Source organism: Luteibacter yeojuensis (assembly GCF_011742875.1).
Classification (GTDB): domain Bacteria; phylum Pseudomonadota; class Gammaproteobacteria; order Xanthomonadales; family Rhodanobacteraceae; genus Luteibacter; species Luteibacter yeojuensis.
In genome coordinates, this window is sequence record NZ_JAAQTL010000001.1 from 548,876 (window position 1) to 564,686 (window position 15,811).

A 15,811-nucleotide genomic window follows, 5' to 3' on the forward strand; every position below is an offset into this window, starting at 1 on the left:
ACAAGAACCACGCACGAATCAGCATAGCGGCAGCAGTCCCGCCGGGGTAACGGCCACGATGCGTCGCCCCGCTCTCGGCATCACGTCATGCAACCCCGTGAGCGTGCCGAAGGCCGGGAGCATGCCCACGTCGCGGTCGAAGACGAAGGCGGGCAGGCGATGCCGGCGCCAGCCGTCGCGCAGCGAGACGCCGGGATGCACGTGTCCTGCGAGCGTGTATCCCTCCGCATGCGCCTCCGGATGGTGCGAGAACACGAACGGTGGGACGGATACGTGACCGGGGTGGACGTCCATACCCAGTGAGGCGACGTCGAAGTGGCGGTCATGGTTGCCGGCGATCAGCGCCATCGCGATGGCGGCATGTCCCTGGCGCCAGGTGCGCACGCGTTCCACCCAGCCGCTGCGTTCCGTGGCGGCGCCATGCACGAGGTCGCCGAGGACGACCACGCGCTCCGGCGCGAATTCGGCCACGAGCATGTCGAGGCGTGCCAGGTCGTCTTCGGTGTCGCCGCTGGGAACCGCGATACCGGCGCGGCGGAAGACGGCGCCCTTGCCGAAGTGGACGTCGGAAACGAGCAGCGTCCGGCGTGCCGCCCAATGGATGGCGCGCTGCGCGTGAAGGGTCAGCCGTTCGCCGGCCACCTCGATGTGGTGGATCATCATGCGTCGGCTCCCGCTTCGAGCGTCGCGAGCATGCGCTCGACGCGGGTTTTCCAGTCGTCCCCGGCGATGCCTCCGCGCAGCCGTTCGACCCACAACGGAAACGCGAGGGGGCTGAGCCGCCGGGTCTCGCGCCAGAGCAGGCGCGAACGCGACACGCGCAGCAGGCAGGCGCGGAGGCGCGAATAGTCGAGCTGCCGGTCGAGCACTTCGCGCTCCGCCTGCCAGAGCAGCGGATGGGAAGGATCGTGCCGGCGCAGCACGTCGAAAAGGAGACCGCTGGACGCCTGCAGCTGACGAAGCGTCTTTCCGTGCGCCGGATAACCGTTGAAGACGAGACCGGCCACGCGCGCGATCTCCCGGAACTGCCGTCGCGCGAGTTCCGAAAGGTTGACGCTGGCGCGGATGTCGGCGCGCAGCCCCCATGGGTGCAGCAGCCGGCGCATCGTCGCCGCGTCGAGCGGCGGCATGCGCGCGGCCGTGAGGGTCAAGCCGTAATCGTTCACGGCATAGCCGTAATCGCCGGGCCGGAGGCGTGCCAACCGATAGGCGAGCACGGCAGCCAGTCCTTCGTGAGCCAGCCGTCCCGCGAACGGAAAGACGAACAGGTAATCGCCTTCGCGGGTGCGCGTGCGTTCGCAGAGCGTTTCGTCGATGCCCGGAATGGACGACTGCCTTCGTTGCACGTCGAGCAGGGGCGCCAGGGCACGCATTTCGGCCGAGTCCTTGCCCCGTCCCGCGAGCGTGTCGCGCAGCTCGTCGGAAAGCTCGCCCGAGAGGGGAAGCCGTCCTCCCATCCAGCGCGGCACGCCGCCGCGCCGGTTCGGTGCGGCCCGGACGTAGGCGGTCATGTCGCGCACGCGGACCAGTTCCAGGTGCCGCCCGGCGAAGAGGAAACGGTCGCCGGGGCGCAACCGGGACAGGAACTGTTCCTCGACGGAGCCGAGCTTCGGCCCCTTCATGTAGCGCACCTGCAGGCTTCCGTCGGACGTGATGGTGCCGATGGAGAGACGGTGCATGCGCGCGATGCGTCCGCTGTCGACCTGGTAGCGCCCATCGGCTTCGACGAGCTTGCGGTACTCGGGATAGTTGGCAAGCGCGGAGCCGCCGGTCCGCAGATAGGCGAGCACCGCGTCGAAGCGCTCGCGCGGCAGGTTCGCATAGGCGAGCGACGACGTGACCTCGGCATACGCCTCGTCGGCGGTGAAACCGCCACCCAGCGCCATGGTCAACAGGTGTTGCGCGAGGACGTCCAGGCAGCCCCGCATGGGCCTGCGCGGTTCGAGGTGGCCTTCGGCCAACGCCTGCCGCGCCGCGGCGATCTCCGCCAATTCCAGCAGGTGGGTAGGCACACACAGGATGCGCGACGCCACGCCCGGCCGGTGCCCGCTGCGCCCGGCACGTTGCAGCAGGCGCGCCACGCTCTTGGGGCTGCCGATCTGGATCACGCGTTCCACGCTGGCGAAATCCACGCCGAGGTCCAGGCTGGAGGTGGCGACCACGCAGCGCAGCGCTCCCACGCGAAGGCCTTCCTCCGCGGCGAAGCGCAGCTTCGGATCGATGGAGCCATGGTGCAGCGCGAGGGTCTCCGGCGATTCGGGCCAGACCGACGACAAGGCCTCGTGCCAGAGTTCCGCCTGCGAACGGGTATTGGCGAAGACGAGGCTGCTGCGTGCGCCGAGCACCGCCTCGAGTACGCGGGGCAACTGGGAAAGGCCGAGGTGGCCTGCCCAGGGAAAGCGTTCGCCGTTCCCGGGGACGGCGGTTTCGATCACGGTCTTCTTTCTTGTCCGCGCCCCGATCAGCACGCCGTCGTTCGCCAGCGCGCGCAGGGCTTCGTCGAGGTTGCCCAGCGTGGCGGACAGTCCCCATGTGCGCAGGTCTGGCAGCCAGTGGCGCAGGCGGGCGAGCCCTAGCTGCAGCAGGGTGCCTCGCTTGTTGCCGACGAGTTCGTGCCACTCGTCGACGACGATGCCGCGCAGTGCCGCGAAGCGCTCCCTTGCGTCCGGATAGCTGAGCAGCAAGGCGAGGCTCTCCGGCGTGGTCACGAGCAGTTCGCATGCACCGCGACGCAACCGGGCGCGCTCGGCGCTGCCGCTGTCGCCGGTACGGCGCAACACGCGCCAGGGCAGGTCCATCGCTTCCACGGCGGTGGCGAGGTGTTGGGCCGTGTCCGTCGCCAGCGAACGCAGCGGGGTGATCCATAGCAGCTGCAGGCCGGTGCGGGGACGCAGCACGGCATCGATGAGCGGGCCGCCCGCGGCGGCCAGTGTCTTGCCCGTGCCGGTCGGCGCATGGATGAGACCGTTGCGACCCTCGTGCCATGCGCGCCATGCCGCGCGCTGGAACGGCGCGGCATGGCGCTCCTGCGCGGCGAACCACGCCAGCAGGCGGGCTTCAGCCCGACGCCAGGCGGCGGAGGTCGTCGAGCTTGTCGGCATCGCGTATGGCGAGGTCGGTGCGCCAGCGCAGGATGCGCGGGAAGCGCACCGCCACGCCGGCCTTGTGACGGCCGGAGGCCTGGATCGCCTCGAAGGCGAGTTCGAAGACGTGCGTGGGTTCGACCGAACGGACGGGACCGAAGCGATCGACGGTGTGCGCGCGGATCCAGCGGTCGAGGCGATCGATCTCGCTGTCGTCGAGGCCGGAATACGCTTTCGCGACGGGCACCAGCGCGTCGCCTTCCCACACGCCGAAGGTGTAATCGGTGAACAGGCCGGAGCGACGGCCATGGCCCGGCTGCGCATAGAGCAGCACCGCGTCGATGGTGTACGGATCGACTTTCCACTTCCACCAGTCGCCGCGTTTGCGGCCGACACGATAGGGGGAGTCGAGGCGCTTCAGCATGAGGCCTTCGGTACGCCGTTCGCGCGATTCGCCGCGCACGGAGGCCAGCGCGTGCCAGTCGGCCGCATCGACGGCAGGCGAGAGCATGAGCGTGGGACCGTGGCCCTCCACCAGGGCCGCGAGCATCGCGCGGCGCTCGGTCAACGGGCGTTCGCGCAAGTCCTGGCCGTCGAGTTCGAGCAGGTCGTAGCTCATCAGCCGCACGGGCGTGTCGGCCAGCAGTTTCGGAGCGGGCTTGAGCTTGCCGATACGCTTCTGCAACGCGGCGAACGGAAGCGGATGATCCTCGTCCAGCGTCCAGGCGAGGATTTCGCCATCGAGCACGCAGCCGTCCGGCAGGTCGCTCGCGGCCAGTTCGATCTCGGGGAAACGACCGTCCAGACGCTCCTCGCCACGCGACCAGAGCAGGGTGCCGTCTCCCCGGCGCATCAGCTGCGCGCGGATGCCGTCCCACTTCCATTCGGCCAGCCAGTCGCCGACGCCGCCCAGCGCGGCGACTTCCTGCTCCAGCGGCGACGCGAGGAAGAACGGATAGGGACGCTCGCCGGCATGCTCGTCCGCGCGCTCGGGGCCGGCCAGGGCCAGGAAGGCGTCGGCGGCGGGTTTCCAGGTTCCACTGAGCCGATGCGCGATGAGGTCGGTGGCAAGAGCCGACCATTGCGCGAGGGCCTGCACGACGAGCCGGTGCGATACGCCGACGCGCAGGGAGCCGGTGAGCAGCTTGTTGACGAGGAAGACCTGTTCGCGCGGCAATGGGCGCCACCATTCGCGCAGGAGTTCAATGCGTTCCGTGGGTTCCAGACGGCCGAGCGACGGCAGGCGCGCTTCCATCCAGACATGCAACGGAACGTCTTCGCCGCCCTCGTCGACGGCGGGCAGCATCAACGCGATGGTTTCGGCCAGGTCGCCCACGTGCTGGTAGCTGTCGTCGATCAGCCAGTCCGCGTAACCGGTTTCAGCGGCGAGCGCCTGGCGCAGTTCCGTCGACGTGGCGGTGCGCTTCAGCTTGCCGCCGCCGAGCACGTAGACGGCCCATGCGGCGTCCGCCGCGGGCGCGCTCGCGAAATACGCGGCCATCGCATCGCGCTTGGCGGAAGTGGACGAGGTGCGGTCCAGCGCCTCGAACAGGGCGGCGAAGCGGCGCATCAGTCGCCTTCCTCGCTGCTGCGCGACTCGGGCATGATGCCGCCGAGCGAGCGAAGCGGGAACGCCTCGTGCCCAGTCTCGCGGAGGTGCCTGATCAAGGCTTCGCCATCGCCATGCGTGACATACACGCGCTTTGCCCCGCAGTCGTCGACGCTGCGCAGCAGGCCCGGCCAGTCGGCATGGTCGGAGATCGCGAAGCCGCGATCGTAGCCACGCCGGCGCCGCGCGCCGCGCACCTGCATCCAGCCGGAAGCGAAGCCGGTGGATGCCTTGCCGAAGCGGCGCATCCAGGGCGAGCCGGCGGCGGAGGGCGGTGCCATGATCAATTCGCCGGCGAAATCCTTTCCGCGTGCCGCATCGCTCACGGCCACCGTCGGCAGCATGCGGACACCGGCGTCGCGATAGACCTCGACGAGGCGCAGCATGGCGCCATGCAGATGCACCGTGCGATCGGTACGCGCTGCCAGTTCGGCGAGCACGCGCTGCGCCTTGCCCAGGGCGTAGCAGAACAACACGGCGGGTACCTCCCGTTCGCGGCATTCCTCCAGCCAGGCCAGGATCTCGTCCACCACCTTGCGCATGGGCGGCCAGCAATAGATGGGCAGGCCGAAGGTGGATTCGGTGACGAACACGTCGCAAGGCACGGGCTCGAACGGTGCGCAGGTGGGATCGGGATCGCGTTTGTAATCGCCGGATACCACGACCACCTTGCCGCGGCCCTCGATGCGAACCTGCGCCGCGCCGAGGATGTGCCCCGAAGGGTGGAAGGAAACGGTGGTATCGCCGAGGGCGAAGCGCTCGCTCCAGCCGTGCTCGTGGATGACCGCCTCCGCACCAAGGCGTTCGCGCATGAGCGCGCCGCCGGCGGCGGCTACGTGGTAGAGCGTGCTGCCGGACCGCGCATGGTCGCCGTGCGCGTGCGTGACGACGGCGCGCGCCACCGGCTGCATGGGATCGATGAAGAAATCGCCCGCGGGGCAGTAGAGGCCCTCGGGGCGGGGTAGCAGCAGGTCGTTGTCCACCCCAGGAAGGTAGGTGGCATGTCGTCAAGACCATGAAAAGAGCCGGAGGGCTCTTGTGGGAGCCGCTATGGCGGCGAGGGGACGTTACCTTGCCGCTTCATCGCTTCGTTGGCTTCTCGCCGCTATAGCGGCTCCCACAGTCAGGCTACGAACTGGAGCCGCGCGAGTTCGGCGTAGAGGCCACCTTCGGCCAGCAGGCTGTCGTGGGTGCCCTGGGCCACGATGCGGCCGCCGTCCATCACCACGATGCGGTCGGCGCGCTGCACGGTGGCGAGGCGATGCGCGATCACCAGCGTGGTGCGGCCTTTCTCCAGGCGTTCCAGCGCGTGCTGGATGGCGGCCTCGGATTGCGCGTCCAGCGCCGACGTGGCCTCGTCCAGCAGGAGCAGCGGGGCGTCGCGCAGGATGGCGCGCGCGATCGCCACGCGTTGCTTCTGCCCGCCGGAAAGACGCACGCCGCGTTCGCCCAGCGCGGCCTCGTAGCCGTCGGGCAGCGCCGAGATGAAACCGTCGGCTTCGGCGAGGCGGGCGGCCTCGCGCACTTCCTCGTCGCTGGCGTCGGCGCGGCCGAAGCGGATGTTGTCCGCTGCCGTGCCGCCGAAGATCACCGTTTCCTGCGGCACCAGTGCGATGGCGCCGCGCAACTCCGGCAGCGCGAGCGAACGCAGGTCCACGCCGTCGAAGCGGATGGTGCCCGCGCGTGGATCGTGGAAGCGGAGCAGCAGGCTGAATACCGTGCTCTTGCCCGCGCCCGACGGGCCGACGAGCGCGACGGTTTCGCCGGGGAAGACCTCGAGGTTGAAGTCGGAGAGCGCGGCGACGTCGGGGCGCGAGGGATAGTGGAATTCCACGTGGTCGAAACGCAGCGCGCCGACGACCGGCCGCGGCAATGGTTCCGGCGCGTCCGGCGTGCGGATGACTGCGCGTTCGGCGAACAGTTCGCCAATGCGCTCCATGGCGCCCGCCGCGCGGAGCACGTCGCCCCATACTTCCGAGAGGCCCGCCACGGAACCCGCGGCGAAGATGGCATAGAGCACGAACTGGCTGAGCACGCCGGGCGCAAGGTCGCCCGAGATCACGTCGCGCGCGCCCGCCCACAGGACGAGCGTGATCGCGCCGAAGATCAGCACGATCACGGCGGCGGTGAGCATGGCGCGCATGCCGATGCGGCGCCGCGCGGTGGCCAGCGCGAGCGCGATGGCGCTGGCGTAGCGGCGGCTCTCGATGGGCTCGCGGGCATAGGCCTTCACCGCCTGGGCCGCGTTGAGGGTTTCGTTCGCGACCGCGGCGGCGTCGGCGATGCGGTCCTGGCTGTTGCGCGACAGCTTCTGCACGCGGCGGCCGAAGACGAGGATCGGGAGCATCACGGCCGGAATCACCAGCGCGGTGAGGCCGGCGAGGCGCGGACTGGTCCACGCCATCGCCGCGGCGGCACCGATCAGCATCACCGCGCTGCGCAGCGCGACGGAAATGCCCGAGCCGACCAGTGTCTGCACCACTTCCGTATCGGTGCCCAGTCGCGAGGTGAGTTCGCCCACGCGGGTGCCTTCGTAAAAACCTACGTCGAGCTGGATCACGTGTTCGTAAAGCGTGCTGCGCAGGGAGGCGAGGGAGCGCTCGCCGAGCAGGGCGATGCAGTAGTAACGGGCGGCCGTGGCGATGGCCAGGACCAAGGCCACGCCGAACAGGGCGAGGAAGGTGCCGTTGATGGTGGCGAGGTTCGAGGCCAGGAAACCGTGGTCGATGATGTGGCGCACGGCCACGGGCAGCACCAGCGACGCGCTCGACGAAATGCCCAGGAAGACCAGCCAGCCCACGGCGAGGCCCTTGTGCGGCTTCAGGAACGGCCAGAGGTTGCGCAGCGCGCCGATCTTGCGTGACTTCTCCCTGCGTTCGTCGCTCATGCTCACTTCGATGTTTCCCAGGCAATTCGCCAACGGATGGGGCCACCCGGTGCGGTATTCAACACGGGGACTCCCCTGCGAAGCCCGGCGACCTCCTTCGGCTTCGCCCGGATGCTGCTCAGTCGAGGCGGCGCGGGGTCGTGCGTCCGCGGGTCAGGTCGACGAGCCGCGCCGCGATCGCGTCCAGCCTGTCCCGCGGTGCGGAGACGACCAGTTCCGCCCCTTCGGCCGTGAAGACCTCGCGCTCGACGACGGCCTCCATGTCGCGCAGGCGGGCCGTGAGGAGCGCCAGTTCACCGAACTCGCAGCGCAGGGCCAGCCGTCCGGTCGCGACGATGGGCGTCCTCGGGGCCAGGCGGAGGCATTCGGCGGCGCTGCCACCGTAGGCGCGGGCGAGACCGCCCACCCCGAGCTTGATACCGCCATACCAGCGCGTGACCAGCACCGCTACGCGGTCGCAGCCCTGGCCGTCGATCGCCGCGAGGATCGGCCGCCCCGCGGTACCGCCGGGCTCGCCATCGTCGTTGAAGCGATAGGCGTCGCCGATGCGGTATGCCCAGCAGTTGTGCGTCGCCGCCGGATCGCCGGCGGTTTCGAGCCACGCGAGCGCGGCGGCCGGCGTGTCGACGGGCGAGGCCTGGGCGACGAAGCGGCTCTTCTTGATCTCTTCCTCGTGCCGCCACGGTGCGGCCAGCGTGTCCAGCGGCGTGCTCAAGGTTCCAGGTCGCGCAGGTCTTGGGGAATGTCGTAATGCGGATAGCGAAGGCGCAACTCGCGCAGGCGGCGCCGTGCTTCCTCGCGCTGGCCGTGGTCGAGCAGGCGGCGGATCTCCCCCACGCGGTCGTCGGGTGCGAGGTCATGGCGGTGCGGCGCCAGCGAGGGCATGGCTTCGGAAAAAACCTCCGTCGCGGGCGCGGGCGCTGGCACGGGAGGAGGCGGCGCCGCCGCCGCGGCCGGCGGCGCGGGAGGCGTGGCGACCATGGGTGCGGGCATCGGCGCGGGTGCGGAGCGCATCACTTGCGGAGCGATCCGGTCGCTGGTCACTTTCCTGACCGCCGCGCGGGCAGCCGGCTTCGCCGGCGGCAGGCCTTCCGCGCGTTGCATGTCGCCAGGGACGCCGGGCGCGAGCAGGGGTATGTCCTTCGCGGAGGGTGCGGATGCCGGCTCGCCGGGATGCGCATCCCGCAGCTGCCACGCCACGCCGACGGCCAGCACCAGCACCGCGGCGGAAGCCAGCGCGACAGGCCAGCGCGATCGGCGACGCGCCGGCACGGCCTGCGTCGCCCGGGCGAGCACCGCCGCATCCAGCGCCGGGCCGGGCTCGTCCTTGGGCAGGCGCGCATACAGCGCGGCGAGTTCGCGCTCGTCGGGCAGGTCGTCGTCGCTGGGCGGTGGCGTGTTCGGGTTCATGTCAGTCGGCAACGAGTTCTCGGATCCGGACCATGGCGTAGCGGAGGCGCGATTTCGCCGTCTCCTTCCCGACGCCGGTCACGGTGGCGATGTCCTCCAGGGAAAGTTCGTTCTCCATGCGTAGCACGAACGCGGTGCGCTGTTCGTCGGAAAGCGATTCGATCGCCCGCTGCATGCGCCGGCGCAGTTCGAAATCCGACAGCGCATGCTCGGGCTGCTCCCGCTCGGGCGCCGCCTGCGCAGCGAACACGGCCTCGGTTTCCGCCGCGCCGGCCTGCGGCCGCTGCCGGCGGAAGGTGTCCACGGCGAGGTTGTGCGCAATCTGCAGCAGCCAGGTGCCGAACTTCGCGTCGGGCCGGTAGCGCTGCCGGGCGGCGATCACGCGGCTCCAGGTCTCCTGGAACAGTTCGTCCGCGATCGCCCGGTCCTTCACCGTCTTCAGCAGGAACCGGTAGAGAGGGCCCTTGTGCCGCGCATAAAGCTCGCCGAAGGCGGCCGCATCCCCGCCCGCCCAGGCGAGCATCAAACCGCCGTCGTCGGCCAGGGGTGCGTCCATGGCGGGGGAGGTTACGGCATCGCGGCCTTTGGCGTCTGCATGGCATCGGCGATATCCGCCAGCCTGGCCATGCCCGCACGGTATCCGCCTTCGTCTGCGCCGAGCGCGCCGCGCGCGAGCGTCGCCACCTTGTCGTAACCGAACCCGTCCGCGTATTTGCCGCCGCGCAGGTTCTCGGCGAACGCGGCGACGGCGGCCGCGAAGCGGAGGCGCTCGCTGGCGCCTGGCGCCACGTCCGCGGGGATCGGCTGTTCGATCAGCTGGCTCTTGCCGTCGCCGGGTGCCTTGTAGCGAAGCCGCAGGAAGGCAAGCTCACCCGATCCGCGGCTTTCCGTCGCCGCGCCGTAGCGCAGGGGGGCGATGCGCGCGCCTTTCGCTCCTTTCAAGGTGATCTCGTACAGCGCGGTGACGTTCGCGCCCGCGCCGATGTCGCCCGCGTCCACGGCGTCGTTGTTGAAATCCTCGCGTGCGAGTACGCGCTTCTCGTAGCCGACGAGGCGGTACTCCGCGACCACGGCGGGATTGAATTCGACCTGGACCTTCACGTCCTTCGCGATCGTCAGGAGGGTCGCGGACATCTCGTCCACCAGCACGCGACGCCCCTCGGCGAGGCTGTCGATGTAATGGTGGCTGCCGTTGCCGGCATCGGCGAGTTCCACGGCCATGTCGTCGTTGTAGTTGCCCTCGCCGAAGCCGAGGGTCGTCAGCGCGATACCGCTCTTGCGCTTCTCGGCAATGCGGTCGGAAAGCGCCTTGACGCCCACGGTGCCGACGTTGAAGTCCCCGTCGGTGGCGAGGATCACGCGGTTCACCCCGCCCTTGATGAATCCCTTCGCGGCCTGCGCATAGGCGAGGTCGATGCCCGCCGCGCCGTTGGTGGAACCGCCGGCGCCGAGTGCGTCGATGGCGGCGACGATCCTGGCGTGCTGGTCGCCGGGGGTGGAGGGCAGCGCCACGCAGGTGGCTCCCGCGTAGGTCACCAGCGAGATCCGGTCCCGCGCACGCAGTTTCGGGACGATCTGCCTCAGCGAGGCCTTCAGCAGCGGCAGCTTGTCCGGCGCGTCCATCGAACCGGAGACATCCACGAGGAAGACGAGGTTCGCTGCCGGGATTTCCGCGGCGGGGACTTCGTAGCCCTGCACGCCCACGAGCAACAACCGGCGATCCGCGTTCCACGGTGCCGGCGCCAGTTCCGTGGTCACGCTGAAGGGCCGGGCCTTCGTCGTCGGCGGTGCATAGCCGTAGTCGAAGTAGTTGATGAATTCCTCGGTGCGCACGGCGTCCGCCGGCGGCAACCGGCCTTCGTCGAGCATGCGGCGCACGTTCGTGTACGAACCGGTGTCGACGTCCAGGCCGAAGGTGGAGACGGGATCGGTCGCGGCGAGGTGCACCGGATTCGCGTCGCGATGCGCGTAATTCTCGCGCTCGGGCATGTCCCGCGGCAACGGAGCAAAACGGCCCGCGGGAGCGGCGGCCAGCTTGGCCTCGGCCATGGCCTGGGGCGCGACCCCGGGCGACAGGAGCGGCGCCGGACTGGGGGACGCCACGGGCATCGGCGGCGGTGCCGGGACGGACGATGTGGCCCGGCCGGCCAGGCGGCGATAGAGGGCGCCGCCGCCGGGCATGCAGTCCGCGGTGGTTTCCGGAAGGGACCGTGCCTGCGGCGACCGGGCGGCGGGGCCGTCGGAAGCGAGCACGCCGGCACCGGCGACCAGGCCGGCGAAGAGCAGGGGCAGGGTGACACGGAGCGTGTTCATCGTGCATGACCTCGTTGGGGGACATGACGTGAAACGCAGGAACGGGTGAAACGGGGTTAACCGAGGTAGCGCGATCCGTCGAGGCGCACGGCGTTGTTGCGGGCGTCGTCCTGGCTGCCGACGCGGTTGCGGCCCGACTGCTTGGCACGATACAGCGCACGGTCGGCCGCGTTGAGGAGGTCGAGCGGCCCGCTTTCGGTCGTGGCATGCGCCGCGGCGACGCCAATGCTGATGGTCACGATGCCGAAGGGACTCAACGGATGGGCGATGGCCAACGCTTCGACCTGCTTCCGCAGGGCGTCCGCGAGCGCGACGGCCGCGGGCAACGGGGTGCCCGGCGCCACCACGGCAAATTCCTCGCCGCCGAACCGGGCGATGAAGTCGCCGGCGCGCAGGCCGTGACCGACGAGCGCGGCGGCAAGCGAGCGCAGGCAGTCGTCGCCGGCGAGGTGGCCGTAACGGTCGTTGAATTCCTTGAAATGGTCGACGTCGATCATCAGCAGCGCGATGGGCTCCTGCTGTCCCGGCCGGTGCCACTCGCGCAGCAGGCGTTCGTCGAGCGCCCGGCGGTTGGCCAGTCCGGTGAGGCTGTCGACGAACACCAGGCCCTGCAGCTCGTCGCGGCTGCGGGCGAGCCGGAACTCCTCTTCCACCAGGTCCACCTGGGCCAGGGTGCCGCGGAGGCCGATGCCGACGACGGCCGCGATGGCGCCGCCAATGCCCAGGACGGGATAGCCGGGGATCACCATCAGCCCGAAGCCGAGCACGCTCATCGCGAGGAAGGTGGGGCTTGCGCTCTGCACGAAGCGCACGAGGTAGACCGGCGGATGCCAGTGGCGTCGCGGCAGGTGCGTCACGGCGGCGACGAACAGCACGAGGAAGGGCAGGTCGAGCAGTGTGTCCCAGGGCGAGGTGCCGAATTCGGGATGCCCTCCGAGGGCCACGTAGTGGTTGTAGAAGTAGCCGGACAGGGCATAGGTGACAAAGAACGCCGTGACGCCGCGGAAGAAGAAGTGGTCGTCCGCGCGATCGGTCGCGACGTAGCGGAGCAGGGCGGCAATGGCCAGGCAGGCGTTCTCGAAGTCGAGCATGTACGCGACGTCCACCGCCGCCTGGGTGCCGATGGCGCCCTCGACCGAGACGATGGAGAAGGTGCGTATGTAGAAAAGCACGCCCAGCAGCGTGGCCAGCACCAGGTCGATGGCCATCGCCCACTTCTTGCGTGCCGCCACCGGTGCGGACGAGACGGCCACGAGCACCGGCAGCACGTACAGGATGTAGAAGAACATGCTGTCGCCGGGCGCGGGATTGGAGTTCTCCAGGACGTAGTTTTGCCGCGCCGAAAGCGACATGCCCACCGTCCAGAGGGCAAGGCTGGCGAGTAGCAGCCACCAGCGCCGGTCGCCCGGCATGCCCGACCGTCGCCACGCGACCACGACGCTGACCATGGCCAGGGCCGCGACGGAGAAAAAGAAGGTATAGGAGAGGGTCATGCCGAATACGGGCAATACCGTCAGCCCGACCGCATGGATGGCGACGATGGCCGCCGCGACGACAAGCGCTTTCATGGCGAGCCTCCCGCCATCTGCAACACGATAGTCATATCGGCCGGATGGAGCGGATATTGAGGGTCCCTGGCGCCCATGGCGCCATGGTGGAGCGGGACGGCATGGCCTGTCAAAAGTGCGTGGGCGGTCCAAGACCGTTACCTTTGCGGCCTGGTAATGTCACCTGTTCCCGTTTGTCGGCTTGGATTCGCCGCCTTCGGGTCGCAGGATGTCCGAACTAGCCGTCACGAAGGAGCCCGCCATGTCCTCACGTCCCGTCAGGATCCCCGGCCCCGATCACCCGATCTCGGTGAAGCCCTCCGGGGGCCGGGTGGTCGTCCGCTTCGGCGACCGCGTCGTCGCCGATACCCGTAACGCACTGGTCCTGCGCGAAGCCAGCTATCCGCCCGTGTTCTACATCCCCCGCGAGGATGCGGACATGGCCGCCCTGCGCCGGACCGAGCACCACACGTATTGTCCGTACAAGGGCGAGGCCTCGTATTTCAGCCTGCCCGGCAACGAGGAACGATCGGTCAACGCCATCTGGTCCTACGAGGCGCCGCACGACGCGGTCACCCCGATCCGCGACCACCTCGCCTTCTATCCGGACCGCGTGCAAATCGAGCACACGCCGGACTGACCGTTCCAGCCCAGGGAGTTTCCATGCAAGCCCTTATCGATACCTCCACGGCGCCCGGCGCCCCCGCCCGGGCCCGCGAAGGCCTGCTTTCGCTCGCCGACCGCTACGACGCCGTGCGGGCCCGTACCGAGGCGCTGGTGGAAGGACTGGGTCCGGAAGACATGGTCGTCCAGTCGATGCCCGACGCCAGCCCGGCGAAGTGGCACCTGGCCCATACCACCTGGTTCTTCGAGACCTTCCTGCTCGGGCCGAACCTGCCGGGTTACCAGGTCTTCGACGCCGATTTCGGCTATCTGTTCAACTCGTACTACGAGGCCGTCGGGCCGCGCCATCCGCGACCCCTGCGCGGCCTGCTCACGCGACCGGCCAGCCAGCGCGTGCTGGCCTATCGTCGCCACGTGGACCGGCACATGCGCGCGTTCCTGGCCGGCGAGCTGTCGCCGGAGCTGGAAGCGCTGGTCCGCCTCGGGTTCGCGCACGAGGAGCAGCACCAGGAACTGCTGGTGATGGACATGCAGCACCTGTTCGCGCAGTCGCCGCTGAAGCCGGCATTCGACCCCGCCTGGAGCGCACCGGCCGCCGGAACCGCGGGGCGCTTCCGGCCGGTGGGCGGTGGCCCGGTGCGCATCGGCATGACCGGCGAGGTTTTCGCCTTCGATAACGAGGGACCCGCGCACACCGTATGGCTCGAGCCGTTCGAGATCGCCGACCGGCTCGTCACCAATGGCCAGTGGCTGGCCTTCATGGCGCTCGGCGGTTACCGCCGGGCGGACCTGTGGCTTTCCGACGGCTGGGCGCAGTGCCAGGCCGACGGCTGGGAGGCACCGCTGTACTGGCAGCACGACGGCGAGGCCTGGTCGCACATGACGCCCGGCGGCTGGCGTCCGGTGGACCCCGACGCCCCGGTCACCCACGTCAGCTACTACGAGGCCGACGCGTTCGCGCGCTGGGCCGGGGCGCGGCTGCCCACCGAGGCCGAATGGGAACATGCCGTGCGCTCGCGCGGCGACCTCGAGCAGGTGGACGACGTGGCCTGGCAATGGACGTCCAGCGCGTATGCGCCGTATCCGGGATTCCGCGCGGCGGACGATGCCGTGGGCGAATACAACGGCAAGTTCATGAGTGGCCAGATGGTGTTGCGCGGCGGCGCCAGCGTCACCCCGCCCGGACATGCGCGCGTGTCGTACCGCAACTTCTACCGGCACGCGCAGCGCTGGATGTTCAGCGGCGTGCGTCTCGCGCGCGACCCGGGCTCGTCGCCCGATCGCGAGCGCCTGACGTTCCTGCGCGACACGCTCGCCGGCCTGACGGCGACACCGAAGGCGTTCTCGCCGAAGTATTTCTACGACGGCGCCGGGTCGGCGCTGTTCGAGGCCATCTGCGTCACCCCGGAGTATTACCCGACGCGAACGGAAACCGCCTTGCTCCGCGAGATCGCCCCCGCACTGGCGGAGGCCATTCCCAAGGGTGCCGTGCTGCTCGAACTGGGCAGCGGCGCGAGCGACAAGACGCGGATGCTGCTCGATGCCGCGCCCTGGATCTCGGCCTATGTGCCTGTCGACATCAGCGCCGACGCGCTGGAAGGGGCGGTAGCGCGCCTTCGCGAAGCGTATCCCGTGCTGGCCGTTCATCCGGTGGTGGCCGACTTCACCCATGCGATCGACGTGCCGAAGGCCCTGGCGGGACGGCCCGTGGTGGCGTTCTTTCCCGGCTCCACGATCGGCAACTTCACGCCGGACGAAGCCGTGGCGCTGCTGCGCTCGGTGCGCGGGCGGCTGGGGCCGGATGCCCGATTCATCGTCGGCGCGGACCAGGTGAAGGATCTCGAGGTGCTGCTGGCTGCCTATGACGACGCCGAAGGCGTGACGGCGGCCTTCAATCGCAACGTGCTCGTACGGATCAACCGCGAACTCGGCGGCGACTTCGCGCCCGAGGCGTTCGAGCACCGGGCTGTGTGGAATCCGGCGTTCGAACGCATCGAGATGCACCTCGTCAGCCGCGAGGCACAGCGCGTGACGGTGGCAGGGCAGGCCTTCGCATTCGAGGCGGGCGAGTCGATCCATACGGAGAACTCGCACAAGTTCACCCCGGCTTCGTTCGGCCGCTTGGCGGAAGCCGGCGGATGGCGGATCGAGAAGGAGTGGATCTCCCCCGATCCGGCCTTCGGTGTTTTCGTCTTGCGAGCCATCTGAGTCCGTCCCCTCAGCGATGGCCACGTGCTTTTTGTAGGAGCCGCTACAGCGGCGAGGAAGCCTTGCGATTACGCGGCAAGATTGCTCTCGCCGCTATAGCGGCTCCTACAAGATGGCGAGCGAGCCAACC

The 15,811-nt window shown here is 69.5% G+C and carries 12 protein-coding genes; 2 read left to right on the forward strand and 10 right to left on the reverse strand.

Annotated features, from left to right (window positions below; all coding sequences use genetic code 11):
- Window positions 1-18 precede the first annotated feature (18 nt).
- The 10 genes from pdeM to HBF32_RS02415 form a co-directional block, all read right to left on the reverse strand.
- Complete coding sequence (gene pdeM / locus HBF32_RS02365) at window positions 19-663, reverse strand: ligase-associated DNA damage response endonuclease PdeM (RefSeq protein WP_166698026.1); 645 nt, start codon at window positions 661-663, stop codon at window positions 19-21.
- Window positions 660-3,101 carry a ligase-associated DNA damage response DEXH box helicase gene (locus HBF32_RS02370; protein ID WP_166698027.1) on the reverse strand — a complete coding sequence of 814 codons (2,442 nt, stop codon included), beginning with the start codon at window positions 3,099-3,101 and terminating at the stop codon, window positions 660-662. The genes pdeM and HBF32_RS02370 overlap by 4 nt, the downstream gene beginning before the upstream one ends.
- Window positions 3,058-4,653 carry an ATP-dependent DNA ligase gene (locus HBF32_RS02375; RefSeq protein WP_166698028.1) on the reverse strand — a complete coding sequence of 532 codons (1,596 nt, stop codon included), beginning with the start codon at window positions 4,651-4,653 and terminating at the stop codon, window positions 3,058-3,060. Before HBF32_RS02375 ends, HBF32_RS02370 begins: the two co-directional genes overlap by 44 nt.
- Window positions 4,653-5,675, reverse strand: a complete 1,023-nt coding sequence (locus tag HBF32_RS02380) for a ligase-associated DNA damage response exonuclease (protein WP_166698029.1) — start codon at window positions 5,673-5,675, stop codon at window positions 4,653-4,655. Before HBF32_RS02380 ends, HBF32_RS02375 begins: the two co-directional genes overlap by 1 nt.
- 140 nt (window positions 5,676-5,815) lie before the next feature.
- A complete protein-coding gene (locus tag HBF32_RS02385; RefSeq protein WP_166698030.1) occupies window positions 5,816-7,579 on the reverse strand; it encodes an ABC transporter transmembrane domain-containing protein in 1,764 nt (587 codons plus the stop codon).
- 118 nt (window positions 7,580-7,697) lie between these two features.
- Window positions 7,698-8,294: an IMPACT family protein gene (locus HBF32_RS02390; RefSeq protein ID WP_166698031.1), complete on the reverse strand. Its 597-nt coding sequence runs from the start codon at window positions 8,292-8,294 to the stop codon at window positions 7,698-7,700.
- Window positions 8,291-8,989 (reverse strand): hypothetical protein, encoded by a 699-nt coding sequence (locus HBF32_RS19105; protein WP_193570316.1) that lies wholly within the window; start codon window positions 8,987-8,989, stop codon window positions 8,291-8,293. Before HBF32_RS19105 ends, HBF32_RS02390 begins: the two co-directional genes overlap by 4 nt.
- Before the next feature lies 1 nt (window position 8,990).
- Entirely contained in the window at window positions 8,991-9,545 is a 555-nt protein-coding gene (locus tag HBF32_RS02405) for an RNA polymerase sigma factor (protein WP_166698033.1), read from the reverse strand.
- Between the two features lie 11 nt (window positions 9,546-9,556).
- On the reverse strand, window positions 9,557-11,302 hold the full coding sequence (locus tag HBF32_RS02410; RefSeq protein WP_240147778.1) for a vWA domain-containing protein: 1,746 nt from the start codon (window positions 11,300-11,302) through the stop codon (window positions 9,557-9,559).
- Between the two features lie 56 nt (window positions 11,303-11,358).
- On the reverse strand, window positions 11,359-12,870 hold the full coding sequence (locus HBF32_RS02415) for a GGDEF domain-containing protein (protein ID WP_166698034.1): 1,512 nt from the start codon (window positions 12,868-12,870) through the stop codon (window positions 11,359-11,361).
- Between the two features lie 241 nt (window positions 12,871-13,111).
- Between HBF32_RS02415 and HBF32_RS02420 the strand changes: the two genes are divergently transcribed.
- Both HBF32_RS02420 and egtB read left to right on the forward strand, forming a co-directional pair.
- Window positions 13,112-13,489, forward strand: a complete 378-nt coding sequence (locus HBF32_RS02420; protein ID WP_166698035.1) for a DUF427 domain-containing protein — start codon at window positions 13,112-13,114, stop codon at window positions 13,487-13,489.
- A 23-nt stretch (window positions 13,490-13,512) separates the two neighbouring features.
- Window positions 13,513-15,681: an ergothioneine biosynthesis protein EgtB gene (egtB, locus tag HBF32_RS19575; protein ID WP_166698036.1), complete on the forward strand. Its 2,169-nt coding sequence runs from the start codon at window positions 13,513-13,515 to the stop codon at window positions 15,679-15,681.
- The last annotated feature ends 130 nt before the right edge of the window (window positions 15,682-15,811 follow it).